The following is a 15,493-nucleotide window of genomic DNA, read 5'->3' on the forward strand; positions in this document are numbered from 1 at the left end:
CGGATTATCTCGGTGGAGGGAGTAAAAAACCACTATGCCTTGCAATATATTATTTAATTTGTCTATTAATTATTAATTACTATATATTAATCACGCTAACTGATTGAAAATCATTATACTTATAAACAGGATTATCCTCTTATTGATTTAAGAAGGCATTAATAAAAGCGTCAATCTACTGGGTGTGTTTTTTAATATTATTTAATCTGCGTTTAACTTTACGCCATAAAAACGCGTACCGTTAATGAATAAAAAAACGGGCCGCCCGCCGGCGGCCCGTGGCGCTGAAACAGACCTTACACCCGTTTTTTGGTGGCGGTATCCATCCAAACCGCCAGCAGCAGGATGGCCCCTTTAACGATATATTGCCAGAACGTGGGCACGTCAAGCATGCTCATGCCGTTATCCAGCGACGCCATGATAAACGCGCCCATTACCGCGCCGGCCACGCTGCCGACGCCGCCGGCCAGGCTGGTGCCGCCGATGACGCAGGCGGCAATGGCGTCCAGTTCGGCGATATTGCCCGCCGACGGCGATCCGGCGCCAAGGCGGGAACTGAGGATAAGCCCGGCAATCGCCACCATCAGGCCGTTGATGGCGAATACCGCCAGCTTGGTGCGCTCGACATTCACGCCGGAAAGCCGGGCGGCGTCAATATTGCCGCCGATGGCATAGACGCGCCGGCCGAAGGCGGTGCGGGACGCCATAAACAGGCCGGCCAGCATCAGCGCCACCAGCATCAGCACCGGCGTGGGCACGCCGCGGTAGTCGTTAAGCAAATAAATGGCGCCCAATACCACCACGGCGGTAATAGCCTGGCGCGTCATATCCCAGGTCTTGGCCGGCACGGACAATCCCAGACGCTGGCGATTGCCGCGCCGGCGCCATTGCCAGGCGATAAACAGCACCAGGCTGATAAACCCGATGCCGAACCCCGCGCCGCCCGGCAGATAGCTTTGCCCGATCTGCGACATGGCGGGCGATGTGGGCGATACCGTGGTCCCGTTGGTGACGCCGATTAAAATGCCGCGAAACGCCAGCATGCCCGCCAGGGTGACAATAAACGAAGGCACCTTGCGGTACGCCACCCACCAGCCGTTCCAGGCGCCGAGCAGCAACCCGAGCACCAGGGTCACGGCGATGGTCAGCGGCAGCGGCCATCCCAGCCAGACGTCGAAAATCGCCGCCGCCCCGCCCAGCAATCCCATCATGGAGCCGACCGACAGATCGATCTCCGCCGAGATGATGACAAATACCATGCCGACCGCGAGAATGCCGGTAATGGCGGTCTGGCGCAGCAGGTTGGAAATATTGCGCGCGCTCAGGTACGAGCCTTCGGTGGTAAACGTGAAAAACAGCATGATGACCACGATGGCGGCCAGCATGACGAACACCTGCAGGTTGAGGGACTTCCGCCTGCCGCCGGCAATCACCGCACCGTCGGTGTGAATAATTTTAGACATGGGAATCACTCCTGAGCGCCGCTTCCATGACCTGTTCCTGGGTCAGGTTGCGGTTGATAAGTGAGGCTTTAATGACACCCTGGTGCATCGCCAGCACCCGATCGCTGATGCCCAGCACCTCGGGTAATTCCGAGGACACCACGATGACGGCGATGCCCTGGCGCACCAATTGATTAATCAGCAGGTAGATTTCCTGCTTGGCGCCGATATCGATACCGCGGGTCGGCTCGTCGAGTATCAGGATGTCCGGGTTTAGCAGCAGACATTTCGCCAGGATGGCTTTTTGCTGGTTGCCGCCGCTAAGCCGGCCGATGGCCAGTTCCGGGGAAGCGGTTTTCACCTTCAGCCGCCCGATGGCGTCACGCACCGCGGCCTGCTCGGCGGCCTCGTCCACCATGCCGAACCCGCCGGTGAATTGGTTGAGCGCCGCCAGGGTAATATTGGCGCCGACGCTCATCACCGGCACGATGCCGTCCTTTTTACGATCCTCGGGCACCATGGCTATCCCCCGGCGCATTGCCTGGCGGCAGTTGGCGAAACGTACCGGCGCGCCATGGAGCAGGATCGTGCCCTCCCAGCGCCCCGGATAACTGCCGAACAGGCACTGCACCAGTTCGGTACGACCCGATCCCACCAGCCCGGCGATGCCGAGGATTTCCCCTTTATGCAGGCTGAAGGCGGCATTATTGACGCGGCGGATATGCTGATTGACCGGATGCCAGGCCGTCAGGCCCTCCACCCGCAGGATTTCCTCGCCAATCACGTGAGGCTCATGGGGATAAAGCTCCGTCAGTTCGCGGCCCACCATCATGGTGATCAGCGCCTCTTCGCTCAGGCCCGCGGCCGGACGCGTGGCGATATGCCTGCCGTCGCGAATGACGCAGATCATGTCCGATATGGCTTTGACTTCATTAAGTTTATGGGAAATATAAATGCAGGCGATATCGTGATTGCGCAAATCGTCGACGATATCGAGCAGGATGGCGGTCTCGCTTTCCGTGAGCGACGCGGTGGGCTCGTCCAGGATCAGCAGGCGGACCTGCTTGTTGAGCGCCTTGGCGATTTCCACCAACTGCTGCTGGCCCAGGCCCAGTTCGCCGACCCGCGTGTCGGGGTCGATATTGAGTTTGACCTGCGCCAGCATCCGCTGGCAGCGCAGGTACATATTGTCATAATCCATGACGCCGTATTTCGCCCACTCGGTGCCGAGGAAAATATTCTCCAGTACCGTCATTTGTTTCACCAGCGCCAGCTCCTGATGAATAATGGCGATGCCCTTTTGTTCGGTATCGCGTACCCCGTGCGCCACCAGCGGTTCGCCGCCGAACAGGATCTCGCCCTCGAAGGTGCCGTGCGGATACACCGCCGACAGCACTTTCATCAGCGTCGATTTACCCGAGCCGTTTTCGCCGCACAGCGACAGCACCTGGCCGGCCTCGATGGTAAGGGACACATTATCCACCGCCTTGACCTGGCCGAACTGCTTGGTGATATTTTTCATTTCCAGCAAATTTGATGCCACGATAATCAACCTCCGCAACCGGGCCGCTGTTTAGCGCGGCCCGGTTCAGTTAACGTCACAGACGACAGCCGGCGTTCAGGCGGATTAGTTCAGATCGGATTTCTTGTGGAAACCATCGGCGATGACCGTGCTCTCTATGTTGCTTTTATCCACCGAGATCGGCGTCAGCAAATAGGAGGGGACGTCCTTGAGGCCATTGTTAAGGGAGGCGTTGGACTTGGGTTTTTCGCCATTGCCCAATTGAACCGCTATCTCGGCGGCAGTGGAGGCCAGCTGCTTGATCGGTTTATACACCGTCATGGTCTGGGTGCCCTGGTTAATCCGCTGAATACCGGCCAGATCCGCATCCTGGCCCGAAATGGCCACTTTGCCGGCCAGCCCCTGGGCGGCCAGCGCCTGGATGGCGCCGCCGGCGGTGGCATCGTTGGAGGCCACTACCGCGTCAATTTTATTGTTATTGGCGGTCAGGGCATTCTCCATGATTTTCAGGGCGTTTTCAGGTAACCAGCCGTCGGCCCATTGGTCGCCGACGATTTTTATCTTACCGCTGTCAATCAAGGGTTTAAGCACCGTCATCTGGCCGGCGCGGAACATTTTGGCGTTATTATCCACCGGCGAGCCGCCCATCAGGAAATAATTACCTTGCGGCACCCGCTTAACCAGGCTTTGCGCCTGCAGTTGCCCGACTTTTTCGTTATCAAAGGAAATATAAAAATCCACATCAGCATTATTTATCATTCGATCATAAGCGAGGACTTTTATGCCCTCCCGTTTCGCTTCGGCAATAACATTGCTTAACACTTGTCCGTTGTAAGGAATAATCACCAACACGTCGACGCCGCGATTGATCATATTCTCTATTTGTGACATTTGCGTTTCTTCATTGCCGTTGGAGGATTGAACAAAAACATCGGCACCCAGTGATTTGGCCTTGGCGACGAAAATATCGCGGTCTTTTTGCCAGCGTTCCAGACGCAGGTCGTCCACCGCCATGCCGATCTTGATTTGTTTGGCCATGCCCGGCTGGCTTAGCAATACCAGCGCCGTGCAGGCGGAAAGCAGGAGAGTTTTCAGTTTCATTTTAATTCCTTATGTTACTTTTATAAGAACAAATTCAGCAATGGAACTTGCCGAGCAACGGATAAGAATCAAACCTTTACAAATAATGTTGCGTAGGGGCGCCCAAGAGGCGACAGAGTTAACCCATGTAGTATTAGGGTCGGAAATCAGCAGCGGCAATTGCAAATTTTCACAACGGCATTATGATATTTTACTCAAATGCGTATTCTGTGAGCTGCGCCTTATTTTGCCGGTGAGGTTAAGGCCGGGCAAACATTAACTTGCGTATTTTTCCCGCCAAAAAGCGCTTTTATCCCCTATTCCTTGTGATCCCGCGCACAATTAATAATTTCATGAATGGCGATGTGAAATAACGTAATTGATCGCGCCGGGCGTTATTACCAGAATCAAGCACAGATTTGCTTATTGTGCCGTCATATTTACCCGCCGGCCTGATAAATCCCGTCCGCTTCAGAACGGACCTGGTGTTTCCAAGGAGTCATTATGTCTCAATTCTTTGATCAAGTTGAAAAAATCCGTTTTGAAGGTACGCAAAGCACCAATCCGCTGGCGTTTCATCACTATAACGCCGACGAAAAGATTTTGGGTAAACGCATGGAGGACCATTTGCGTTTTGCCGTCTGTTACTGGCATACCTTCTGCTGGGGCGGCACCGATATGTTCGGCGTGGGTTCTTTCGACCGTCCCTGGCAGCACGCGGGAGACGCGCTGGCCCAGGCGCGGCTGAAAACCGATGTGGCCTTTGAATTTTTCAGCAAACTGGGCGCGCCTTATTACTGTTTCCATGATATTGATATCCTGCCGGACAGTCCCACCATCAAAGACTATCTGAATAACTTCGCCATATTGACCGACGTGCTGGCGCAAAAGCAGCAGCAGACCGGCATCAAGCTGCTGTGGGGCACGGCGAATTGCTTTAGCCATCCGCGTTACGGCGCCGGCGCGGCCACCAGTCCGGATCCAGAAGTCTTCGCCTGGGCCGCCACCCAGGTCAACAGCGCCATGGACGCCACCCGCAAACTCGGCGGGGAAAATTACGTGCTGTGGGGCGGACGCGAAGGCTATGAAACGCTGCTGAACACCGATTTACGCCAGGAACGCGAGCAGATCGGCCGCTTTATGCAAATGGTGGTGGAACATAAACACAAAACCGGTTTCCAGGGCGCGCTGCTTATCGAACCCAAACCCCAGGAGCCGACCAAACACCAGTACGACTATGACGTCGCCACGGTGTACGGCTTTTTAAAACAGTTCGGCCTGGAAAAAGAGATCCGGGTTAACGTCGAGGCCAACCACGCCACGCTCGCCGGGCATACGTTCCATCATGAAATCGCCACCGCCATAGCACTCGGGATCTTTGGTTCGGTAGATGCCAATCGCGGCGATCCGCAGTCCGGTTGGGATACCGACCAGTTCCCCAACAGCGTGGAGGAAAATGCGCTGGTGATGTATGAAATCCTCAAGGCCGGCGGCTTCACGACCGGCGGACTGAATTTCGATGCCAAGGTACGCCGGCAAAGCACCGATAAATACGATCTGTTCCACGGCCATATCGGCGGCATGGATACCATGGCGCTGGCGCTGAAAGTGGCGGCGAAGCTCATCGAAGACGGTCGCCTGGAGCAGATGGTGAAGGCGCGCTACGCGGGCTGGAACGGCGATTTGGGGCAGCGGATACTGCAGGGCAACCTTTCCCTTGCCGAGCTGGCCCAGTACGCCGGCAAGCACGCCCTGGCGCCGGAGCATCGCAGCGGACAGCAGGAACTGCTGGAAAATATCGTCAACCAGGTCTTGTTCAGCTAACGTCTCCGGCGGCGATCCCGGCGTCCGCGCTGGCGGACGGCCGCTATAGTCAACCCGCGCCGCCCCCGCCAACGCGGGGGCGGCGCGGTGACAATTCAGAAGGATAGCGTATGTATATCGGCATAGATTTGGGCACCTCCGGCGTGAAAGCCATTCTGCTGGACGAGGCGCAGCATATTCTGGGCAGCCATACGGAACCCCTGACCGTTTCCCGGCCCCGGCCACTGTGGTCCGAGCAGGACCCGGAGCAGTGGTGGCGGGCGGCCGACAGCGCCATGCGCGCCCTAGCCGCCCGGCATGATCTGAGCGGGGTGCGCGCCCTCGGACTGACCGGCCAAATGCACGGCGCGACGTTGCTCGATAAGCAGCAGCGGGTATTGCGCCCGGCCATTTTGTGGAACGACGGGCGCAGCTTTGCCCAGTGCCGCTCGCTGGAAGACGACGTGCCCCGTTCCCGGGATATCACCGGCAACCTGATGATGCCCGGTTTTACCGCCCCCAAGCTGCGCTGGGTACGCGAACAGGAACCACAGATCTTTGCGCAAGTGGATAAGGTCCTGCTGCCGAAAGACTACCTCAGGCTGCGTCTAACCGGGGATTTCGCCACCGATATGTCCGATGCGGCGGGGACGATGTGGCTGGATGTCGGGCGCCGCGACTGGAGCGATGCGCTGCTGGGCGCCTGTGGGCTGTCCCGGGCGCAGATGCCGCGGTTGTTCGAGGGCAACCAGGCGACCGGCACCCTGTTGCCGCAGGTGGCGGCAAGCTGGGGCATGGCCGCGGTGCCGGTGGTGGCCGGCGGCGGCGACAACGCGGCCGGGGCCATCGGCGTCGGCCTGTATCGCCGGGGACAGGCCATGCTGTCGCTTGGCACCTCCGGCGTTTATTTTGCCGTCAGCGATGGGTTTCTCAGCAATCCCGAGCAGGCGGTGCACAGTTTTTGCCATGCGCTGCCGGGTACCTGGCATCTGATGTCGGTCATGCTCAGCGCCGCATCCTGCCTGGACTGGGCTGCCCGCCTGACCGGCATCGGCAGCGTGCCGGCACTGCTGGAAGCCGCCGCGCAGTCCCGCCCCGGCGCGGCGCCGGTGTGGTTTTTACCCTATCTTTCCGGCGAACGCACGCCGCACAATAATCCCAACGCCACCGGCGCGTTTTGGGGGCTGACCCATGAACACGGCCCGGCCGACCTGGCGCGCGCGGTGGTGGAAGGCGTCAGCTTCGGCCTGGCGGACGGTATGGACGCCCTGCACGGCACCGGCCTGCGGCCGGACAGCATCACGCTGATTGGCGGCGGGGCGCGCAGCGAATACTGGCGGCAGCTGCTGGCCGATGTCAGCGGCGAGGCGCTGGACTACCGCACCGGCGGCGACGTCGGTCCGGCGCTGGGCGCGGCGCGTCTGGCGCAGCTTAGCTGCCACCCCGGGGCGTCCTGGGCGGACATGCTGCCCGCGCTGCCGCTGGAGGCCCGCTATACGCCGGATAAGGAGCGGCACGAGGCTTATGCGGAGCAACGGAAAGTATTCCGCCGGTTCTACCAGCAGGTGGCGCATTTGGGCGAGTAGAGCCTCGCCCGCACTTTATAATGAATTTGCTAGCTGGCGCACATCCGGTCAATTCTTTCTGATTGTTCAAAGGTATATGCTGGCCTTCGGCAGATTTTCGTGAGAACCCACCGTATGTTTGAAAAACGTTATCGTATAACTCTATTATTTAATGCCAATAAAGTGTACGACCGCCAGGTTATCGAGGGGGTGGGCGAGTATTTGCAGGCGTCGCAGTGCGATTGGGATATTTTTATCGAAGATGATTTCCGCTGCCGTATCAACCGTATTGAAGAGTGGCTGGGCGACGGCGTGATTGCCGATTACGACGATAAGGAAATTGAACTGCTGCTCAGCGAGGCCAAGGTGCCGATTGTCGGCGTCGGCGGCTCTTACCAGCATGCCGAGGAATATCCGCCGGTGCACTATATCGCCACCGATAACCATGCGCTGGTGGCCAGCGCTTTTTTGCACCTGAAGGAAAAAGGCCTGAACCGGTTTGCTTTTTACGGCCTGCCGGCCAGCAGCGGCAAGCGCTGGTCACACGAACGCGAGCAGGCGTTTCGCAAACTGACGGCGGATGAGTATTACCAGCCGATAGTCTACCAGGGCGTGGAAACCGTGGTGGATAACTGGCAGCATGCCCAAAACCGGCTGGCCGACTGGCTGCAGTCGCTGCCGCCGCAAACCGGCATCATCGCGGTAACCGATGCCCGCGCCCGCCATCTGCTGCAGGTATGTGAACACCTGAATATCGCCGTGCCGGAAAAACTGTGCATTATCGGCATCGATAATGAAGAGCTGGCGCGGTGCCTTTCCCGGGTAGCCTTATCGTCCGTCGCCCAGGGCACCCGCCAGATGGGCTACCAGGCCGCCAAGCTGCTGCACCAGTTGCTGAATAAATCACGGCTGCCGCTGCAGCGGATTCTGGTGCCGCCGCTGAAAGTCATGGAGCGCCGTTCGACGGACTTCCGCTCGCTGCGCGATCCGGCGGTGATACAGGCGATGCATTATATCCGCTATCATGCCTGCAAGGGCATCAAGGTCGAGCAGGTGCTGGACGTGGTGGGCATGTCCCGCTCCAACCTGGAAAAACGGTTTAAGGACGAAACCAGCAAAACCATTCATAACGTCATCCATGAGGAAAAGCTGGAGAGCGCGCGCAATTTATTGATCTCCACGTCGCTCACCATCAATGAAGTCTCGCAAATGTGCGGCTACCCTTCTTTGCAATATTTTTATTCGGTATTTAAAAAAGGGTTTGATATCACGCCCAAGGAATATCGTGAAAAATATGGCGAAATGTCTTATTAGCGCCGCGCGCTGCCGGTGCGGCTGACCATTGCGGCATCAGGCACGGCCAGGGCATCCGCTTCCCGCCGCGCCTGCATAATCTGCGGCAAATGGGTTTCTATCCAGTCGGCCAGGTGTTCCACGATAGCGCCGACCTCCAGTCCCAGCCCGCTAAGGCTATATTGCACATGGGGCGGCATCACCGGCAGGGATTGGCGGATGACCAGGCCGTCCTCCTCCAGGCACGAGAGGGTCTGCGCCAGCATTTTTTCACTGACGCCGCCCACTTTACGGCGCAGCTCGCTAAAACGATGGGTACCTTGCGACAAGGCGATCAGCACCAGTACGCCCCAGCGGCTGGTCAGGTGTTTCAACACCTCCCGCGACGGGCAATTGACGTCAAGCAATTCGCCGCGCTGCATTTGCCGCGCCAGCGTGGATTTGGGTGCTGCCTGAAAATTCATATACTTACCTTTTTGTTAGTACTTACTTTAAGTAAGTATAGGGGATATGATGCTCTTTCTGAAGCCCAAAGGAGAAAATGATGATTGTTATTACAGGCGCGACCGGCCAACTGGGCCGTTTAGTGATAGCTGAACTGTTAAAAACCCATCCGGCCGCGGATCTGGTGGCCGCCGTGCGCTCGCCGCAAAAAGCGCAGGATCTGGCGGCGCGCGGCGTTAACGTGCTCCAGGCCGATTATGACCGGCCCGAGACGCTGGACAGCGCGTTTAAGGGCGCGACGAAACTGCTGCTGATCTCCTCAAGCGAACTCGGCCAGCGCACGCGCCAGCATGGCGCCGCGATCGACGCCGCCAAACGCGCCGGGGTGGAATTACTGGCTTACACCAGCTTGCTGCATGCCGATACCAGCCCGCTGGGACTTGGCGAAGAGCACCGCGCAACCGAAGCGCTGCTGCGTGATTCCGGCCTGCCGGTCGTGCTGCTGCGCAACGGCTGGTACAACGAAAACCATGCCGCCGGCGTCCCCGCCGCCCTGGCCCACCACGCCCTGGCGGGCAGCGCCGGCGACGGCAGGATAGCCTCGGCCGCGCGCGCCGACTTTGCCGCTGCGGCGGCAAAGGTATTAACCCTGGACGGCCAGGCCGGTAAAGTGTATGAACTGGCGGGGGACAGCGCCTATACCCTGTCCGAACTGGCGGCGGAAATTACCCGCCAGTCCGGCGTGGCGGTGAAATATGTCGACCTGCCGCCATCGGAATACCAGGCGCTGCTCAGCCAGGCGGGACTGCCCGGGCCGGTTGCCGCGCTGCTGGCTGATTCTGATGCCGGCGCGTCGCAGGGCGGGCTGTTTGACGATGGCCGGCAGTTGAGCCGGCTGATAGGCCGCGCCACCACGCCCATCAGGGATACGGTGGCCGCCGTACTGAAAGCCGGGTAATCGCCCGCCGCGATGCGCGGCGTTGCCCGCGCTACAGCGGCTGCAGCACGATCAGCAGCACGCAGGCGATAAGCGCCACCAGGGTAAAGGCGGCGGCGTGGCGCAGGATGGCCGGGGCCGTCAGTTCGGCGCGGCCCAGGCTGCGGCGCAGCGATCCCGACTGCATACCGTGCAGCGCCGATAACGCCAGCACAAAGATGACCTTGATAATAAGCGACAGGGACGGCGGCCAATTGCCCATCAGGGTCAGCGCCAGCCCGGAAAGCCAGGTGACGATCATGGCCGGCAGCGTCACGGTTTGGTTAAAACGCTGCACGGCGCTGAATAGCCGCAGGCCGGGTGCGCGCTCGGCGGCGGGAGTGTGTTTCCAGGCGGTCATCGCCACCGCCAGCAGCAGCATACCGCCTATCCACAGCGTGAACGCCACCAGATGCAGCGCCTTTATCAGCATATAGGTCATTATATCCGTTTCTCCTTAACCGGCACGCCATCCACGCCCGGCCCGGCTTCACGCCGTTTAATCATGCCCACGTTAAAAAACGTCCCGAAAGGGATAAACGCCAGGATCAGCAGGCGCGCCACCTGGGCTTTACGCCACATACCGCCGGCGGCGGTATTCACCACCATCCAGGCGTAAAACAGAAAAGCCAGTCCGTGGATCGGCCCCATCGCCGCACTCACCTGGGGAAAGCCGGCGAGGTGTTTTAACGGCACGGCAATGCACACCAGGATAACCAGCGTACAGCCTTCCACCACCGATGCGAGATGCAGGCGTCTTAACAGCGTAAGCTCCGCGCCGTCCAGACCCTGGCGCGATTGATTGTCGATGGCCACGTTCGCCCTTTTTGCCGCTGCGGCGGCGATAGCTACTGAAAAAGTAGGGTTATTCTAACCGCAGGTTGCCATGACGGCAAGCCAGCCGGCCAATGCCGCCGCCGGCGGGTAACACGTCAACCGGGGCAGGCGACGGCGCCGGACCCCGCTGACCGGAGGGCGCCGGCGACATCCCCCTATCCCATAACAGAACGCGTGGCGGTCGCCGGCGCATCGGGCGGCGTGGCCGCGGGCGGGCTGAAGGCGGTGGCATCGTAGGCGAAGACCCAGTGAGCTTCCAGGCCGGACGCATGGGGATTCATCAGGGCCTTGACCTTGTAGCTGAAATCACGCCGGAACTGCTGCCACGGCGAGGACAAATGATACAGCCGGCCCCGCTCGCGCGCCGAAAGCTGGACCCGGCTGGTGCGCGGCAGCCGTTCCGCCTCGTATAACCGCAGCGCCCGGGGGATATCGCCGGCATTGGCCGCCAGGACGCTGGCCAGCACATATCCGTCCTCCATGGCCATGGCGGCGCCCTGGGCCAGGAACGGCAGCATGGGATGCGCCGCGTCGCCCAGCAGCGTGATATGCCCCAGCGACCAGCGCGGCATCGGATCCCGATCGAACAAGCCCCATTTCAGCACGTTTCGCGCGCAGGACAGAATGCGCAGCAGCTCGGGATGCCAGCCGCTGAACGTGCGCAACAGCTCGTCGCGATTACTGGGCAAATGCCAGGATGACTCCATCCAGTCGGCGGCTTCGCTGACCGCGACGATGTTCAACACCCGGCCGCCGCAGATGGTATAGGTCACGACATGTCCGTTGGGGCCAAGCCAGACGGCGGAAACCGGGCTGATAAAATCGGCGTGTTCGCCCAGGGTAATGGCGGCGCGCCAGCAGATATGGCCGGTAAAACGCGGCGCTTCGTCGCCAAACAGCGCGCCGCGCACCACCGAATGAACGCCGTCGGCGCCAACGATGACATCGGCCTCGTACTCCGCGCCGTTATCAAAGCGGGCGACCGCCGTCCCCTCATGGTTAAGCACCGAGACGCAGCGCGCGTTGTGGGTAATCAACCGCGCGTCGATAAGGCCGACCAGCATGGCCAGCAAATCGGCCCGGTGCAGGTGATAAAACTCCGCGCCAAACAGCTGCGGGCAGGCACTGGATAATGGCGTGCGAAACTTCTCCCGCCCGGTACGCCAGTTGCGCCCGACAATCGCCAGCGGCAGGTAGCCCAACCGCTGGAGTTCGCCGCCCAGGCCAAGGGCCTTTAACACTTTTACCGCGTTGGGCGTCATCTGCACCCCCGCGCCCACTTCTCTAAATGCCGCTGTACGCTCAAACAGATGTGCTTCCATGCCCCGTTGCTGCAATGATGCGGTCAATGCAGCGCCACCGATGCCTCCGCCGATGACGCCTATACGAAGCTTACGATTCATTCAGTTAACCTTTGGTGAATAAACGTTTAATGAAATAGTGCTACACACCTTTTGTCGGAACCCGCCCAGGGTTCGCCGGGGACCCGGCGGGCGGGCGCAGCACATGTCGGGAAGCTTGGGGTTAAACGGCCGTCTCGGCATAGGGCGTGCTTATGTCAGTCTTGTTCACCACGGCGGGCGACGCAATGGCAGCGACGTTATAGACATATTGCTTATTATTTTATGAATAACGGCTAGCCGTATACGCTACCCTGAAGACGTTATGGCTGGCGGCCGCGCGGCGCCTCCCGGCGTCCGGCACCCCCTGCGGCCACGGAAATTAACGCCGGCGCGGCGCCGGCGTTAAGGCCCGGTTATTGCTCCACACGCAGGCCGTAGGTTTTGAATTTTTCCACCACGCGCGCAATTTCATCGTTGGACAATACCGGCACCGGATCGATAATCGGCAGGAGTTTTAAGTACAACGCGGCCAGCACCTCCACCTCATGGGCCAGCCACAGCGCCTTGGCCAGATTATCTTCCGCGGCGATAAGCCCATGATGCTGTAACAGGATGGCCTTACGGTGTTTGATCGCCGCAGCCACATGTTCGGACAAGGCCCGGCTGCCGAAGGTGGCGTAAGGCGCGCAGGGAATATCGCTGCCGCCGGCGGCGGCAATCATATAGTGGATCGCCGGAATCGGCCGGTTGAGGATCGACACGCCGGTACAGTTGACCGCATGGTTATGGACCACGGCGTTGGCGTCCGGCCGGGCCTGGTATACCGCCTGGTGGAAGCGCCATTCGCTGGAGGGGATCTTGTCCGTTTCGCCATGTCCCTGGCCGTCGACAAAGACAATGTGCTGCTCCGTCAGCTGCTCATAAGGGATACCGGACGGTGTAATCAGCATTCCGCCCTGGTAGCGGACGCTGACATTGCCGGCGGTACCCTGGTTCAATCCTAAACGCGTCATCTCCAGACACGTGGCGATAATCTCGTGCGCAAGCGTCGTTCTTCCCATGATTGCTCCTCAAGTTAATAAGTGCCATTTTTCCGCGTAATAATTAACTGAACGACTTACCCTGCCGTCGACGAGCATTATAATTGTGATAACATCGACATTATTTTAATGGTCATACGCTTTTCATCGTGCTGAAGTTAAATAGAAATGTCCGTTTAAACGCAGAACCGGCGTAAACGGTCAACCTGCTTTGTCTATTGTTAATAAGTGCCCGTTTTTTTACTAAACCTCTAATACGGTCATTTATCCGCCGCTATTTTTTTCGTGGCAGAAGAAAAATCATTTAACCGTCGTTTTTTTTAGTGATTAACTTCACAATTTATTTACATAACAGACCTTACCTCTCCCCCGCCGTAGGTTTTTATCCGTATCTGCCTTAGATTTTTTCCAGCGGCAGGCTTTTACGGCAAACACGTTCATTACCCCGCGCCGTAACGTCCCCGCCCGAGAAGAAGGGATAAACCGTCAATAAAATTGTTTTTTATCAGTGTATTAATCTGACTGGCCCGATCGCCATCACAAAAGGGGGATAAATACTTTGTTTATCCGGGGAACATGTCTTAAATAGCTAACTCGAGTTAGCTAAAACATTGAAACACCCAGAACCCGTTTTGTCCGGAGGCAACATGTCCGCAGCGTTGTTAACCATGAAACATGTCACAAAACGATTCCCCGGGGTATTGGCCCTGGATAACGTTAACTTCGATTTAAACCGCGGGGAGGTTCATGCGCTGCTGGGTGAAAACGGCGCGGGCAAATCCACGCTGATGAAAATATTATCCGGTGTTTATTCTTGCGACGAGGGCCGGATAGAACTCGACGGCCGGCCGGTGACGATTACCAGCCCCATCCAGGCGGGGGCGTTGGGCATTGCCATTATTCACCAGGAATTCAATTTATTTCCTGATTTAACCGTGGAAGAAAATATTTATATCGGCCGGGAATTTCATCAACGCGCGCCATGGATCCTGGATGACGTCGCCCAGCGCCAGGCGGTCATGAATATCCTGCAGATGCTGAACCTGACCATCGATCCGGCCAGGCGCATCCGTGAATTGACCGTGGCGCAGCAGCAGATGGTGGAAATCGCTAAGGCGCTCTCGGTCAACGCCAAAATCCTGATCATGGACGAACCTACCGCGGCCCTGACCGAAAGTGAAATCGACAGTCTGTTCAAGGTGATCGAACTGCTTAAGTCGCAGGGGGTCGCCATCGTTTATATCTCCCACCGGCTGGAGGAACTGGCGCTTATCGCCGATCGGGCCACGGTCATGCGCGACGGTAAATATATCGCCACCGTCGATTACACCATGGTGCGCATCGAACAGCTGATCGCCATGATGGTGGGACGCGAGCTGGGCGATATCTACCCCGCCCGGGCCGCCATTCCCGGCGACGACGTGGTGCTCGACGTCCATAATCTCGGCCGTAAGGGCGTACTGCACGATATTACCTTTGCGCTGCGCAAAGGCGAGATCCTCGGCATCGCCGGCCTGATGGGCGCCGGACGAACCGAGGTGGCGCGGGCGCTGTTTGGCGCCGATCCCATGGACCACGGGGAAATACGCCTGTCCGGACATCGCGTCAAAATAAGCAGCGTGCACGGCGCCATCGCCCTGGGCATCGGCTATCTGACCGAAGATCGCAAAAAAGACGGGCTGGCGCTGGGCCTGTCGGTCGGCACCAATATTATGCTCAGCAGTTACCGGCACTATGCCAACGGCTTAGGGATTATCGACGACAAAAGGTGTCACGCCGAAAGCGAGCGCCTGCGCCGCCAGCTGCGTATTAAAACGCCTGACCTGGAACAACTGGCGGTAAATTTAAGCGGCGGCAACCAGCAGAAAATTATTATCGCCAAATGGCTATGCAAGAATTCGGAAATATTGATTTTTGATGAACCGACACGCGGCATTGACGTCGGCGCCAAGCTCGAAATATACGATTTGATGAACCGTCTGACGGCGGAAGGTAAATCAATCATTATGATTTCGTCTGAATTACCGGAGATCTTGGGCATGTGCGACAGGATATTGGTAATGCGGCAGGGGCGTATTACCGCCGAGCTGTCGGCCGCGCAGGCCACCCAGGAAAATATAATGAAATATGCAACGCTTGAGGGGTAAA

At 58.4% G+C, this 15,493-nt stretch carries 13 protein-coding genes; 5 read left to right on the forward strand and 8 right to left on the reverse strand.

The window, feature by feature from the left end; all coding sequences use genetic code 11:
* Window positions 1–296 precede the first annotated feature (296 nt).
* The 3 genes from xylH to xylF all read right to left on the reverse strand — a co-directional run bounded on the left by xylH (window position 297) and on the right by xylF (window position 4,065).
* Window positions 297–1,463: a xylose ABC transporter permease XylH gene (gene xylH / locus ABUK12_RS13205; RefSeq protein ID WP_410012273.1), complete on the reverse strand. Its 1,167-nt coding sequence runs from the start codon at window positions 1,461–1,463 to the stop codon at window positions 297–299.
* The gene (locus tag ABUK12_RS13210; RefSeq protein ID WP_410016638.1) at window positions 1,456–2,964 is read right to left on the reverse strand and encodes a xylose ABC transporter ATP-binding protein; all 1,509 of its coding nucleotides are present in this window, start codon (window positions 2,962–2,964) and stop codon (window positions 1,456–1,458) included. Before ABUK12_RS13210 ends, xylH begins: the two co-directional genes overlap by 8 nt.
* A 105-nt stretch (window positions 2,965–3,069) precedes the next feature.
* Window positions 3,070–4,065: a D-xylose ABC transporter substrate-binding protein gene (gene xylF, locus ABUK12_RS13215; RefSeq protein ID WP_410012274.1), complete on the reverse strand. Its 996-nt coding sequence runs from the start codon at window positions 4,063–4,065 to the stop codon at window positions 3,070–3,072.
* A gap of 483 nt (window positions 4,066–4,548) precedes the next feature.
* Between xylF and xylA the strand changes: the two genes are divergently transcribed.
* The 3 genes from xylA to xylR all read left to right on the forward strand — a co-directional run bounded on the left by xylA (window position 4,549) and on the right by xylR (window position 8,726).
* A complete protein-coding gene (gene xylA / locus ABUK12_RS13220; RefSeq protein WP_410012275.1) occupies window positions 4,549–5,868 on the forward strand; it encodes a xylose isomerase in 1,320 nt (439 codons plus the stop codon).
* Between the two features lie 110 nt (window positions 5,869–5,978).
* Window positions 5,979–7,433: a xylulokinase gene (gene xylB, locus ABUK12_RS13225; RefSeq protein ID WP_410012276.1), complete on the forward strand. Its 1,455-nt coding sequence runs from the start codon at window positions 5,979–5,981 to the stop codon at window positions 7,431–7,433.
* 114 nt (window positions 7,434–7,547) lie between these two features.
* Complete coding sequence (gene xylR / locus ABUK12_RS13230) at window positions 7,548–8,726, forward strand: D-xylose utilization transcriptional activator XylR (RefSeq protein ID WP_410012277.1); 1,179 nt, start codon at window positions 7,548–7,550, stop codon at window positions 8,724–8,726.
* On the opposite strand, the gene ABUK12_RS13235 is transcribed toward xylR, so the two are convergent.
* Window positions 8,723–9,169 (reverse strand): winged helix-turn-helix transcriptional regulator, encoded by a 447-nt coding sequence (locus ABUK12_RS13235; protein ID WP_410012278.1) that lies wholly within the window; start codon window positions 9,167–9,169, stop codon window positions 8,723–8,725. The genes xylR and ABUK12_RS13235 overlap by 4 nt on opposite strands.
* 80 nt (window positions 9,170–9,249) lie before the next feature.
* Here ABUK12_RS13235 and ABUK12_RS13240 point away from each other — a divergent pair, with 80 nt between their 5' ends.
* The gene (locus ABUK12_RS13240) at window positions 9,250–10,107 is read left to right on the forward strand and encodes an SDR family oxidoreductase (protein ID WP_410016639.1); all 858 of its coding nucleotides are present in this window, start codon (window positions 9,250–9,252) and stop codon (window positions 10,105–10,107) included.
* Window positions 10,108–10,138: 31 nt separating this feature from the next.
* On the opposite strand, the gene ABUK12_RS13245 is transcribed toward ABUK12_RS13240, so the two are convergent.
* From ABUK12_RS13245 to ABUK12_RS13260, 4 genes are all read right to left on the reverse strand, one after another.
* Window positions 10,139–10,567, reverse strand: a complete 429-nt coding sequence (locus tag ABUK12_RS13245) for a CopD family protein (RefSeq protein WP_410012280.1) — start codon at window positions 10,565–10,567, stop codon at window positions 10,139–10,141.
* Window positions 10,567–10,941 (reverse strand): DUF3817 domain-containing protein, encoded by a 375-nt coding sequence (locus tag ABUK12_RS13250; protein ID WP_410012282.1) that lies wholly within the window; start codon window positions 10,939–10,941, stop codon window positions 10,567–10,569. The genes ABUK12_RS13245 and ABUK12_RS13250 overlap by 1 nt, the downstream gene beginning before the upstream one ends.
* A 176-nt stretch (window positions 10,942–11,117) precedes the next feature.
* Window positions 11,118–12,365 (reverse strand): FAD-dependent monooxygenase, encoded by a 1,248-nt coding sequence (locus ABUK12_RS13255; RefSeq protein WP_410012283.1) that lies wholly within the window; start codon window positions 12,363–12,365, stop codon window positions 11,118–11,120.
* 353 nt (window positions 12,366–12,718) lie between these two features.
* Window positions 12,719–13,366, reverse strand: a complete 648-nt coding sequence (locus ABUK12_RS13260) for an L-fuculose-phosphate aldolase (RefSeq protein ID WP_410012285.1) — start codon at window positions 13,364–13,366, stop codon at window positions 12,719–12,721.
* 626 nt (window positions 13,367–13,992) lie between these two features.
* Here ABUK12_RS13260 and ABUK12_RS13265 point away from each other — a divergent pair.
* Window positions 13,993–15,492 (forward strand): sugar ABC transporter ATP-binding protein, encoded by a 1,500-nt coding sequence (locus ABUK12_RS13265; protein WP_410012287.1) that lies wholly within the window; start codon window positions 13,993–13,995, stop codon window positions 15,490–15,492.
* Window position 15,493 lies beyond the last annotated feature (1 nt).

The sequence above is a fragment of the Sodalis sp. C49 genome (assembly GCF_046352915.1).
GTDB lineage: Bacteria > Pseudomonadota > Gammaproteobacteria > Enterobacterales > Enterobacteriaceae > Acerihabitans.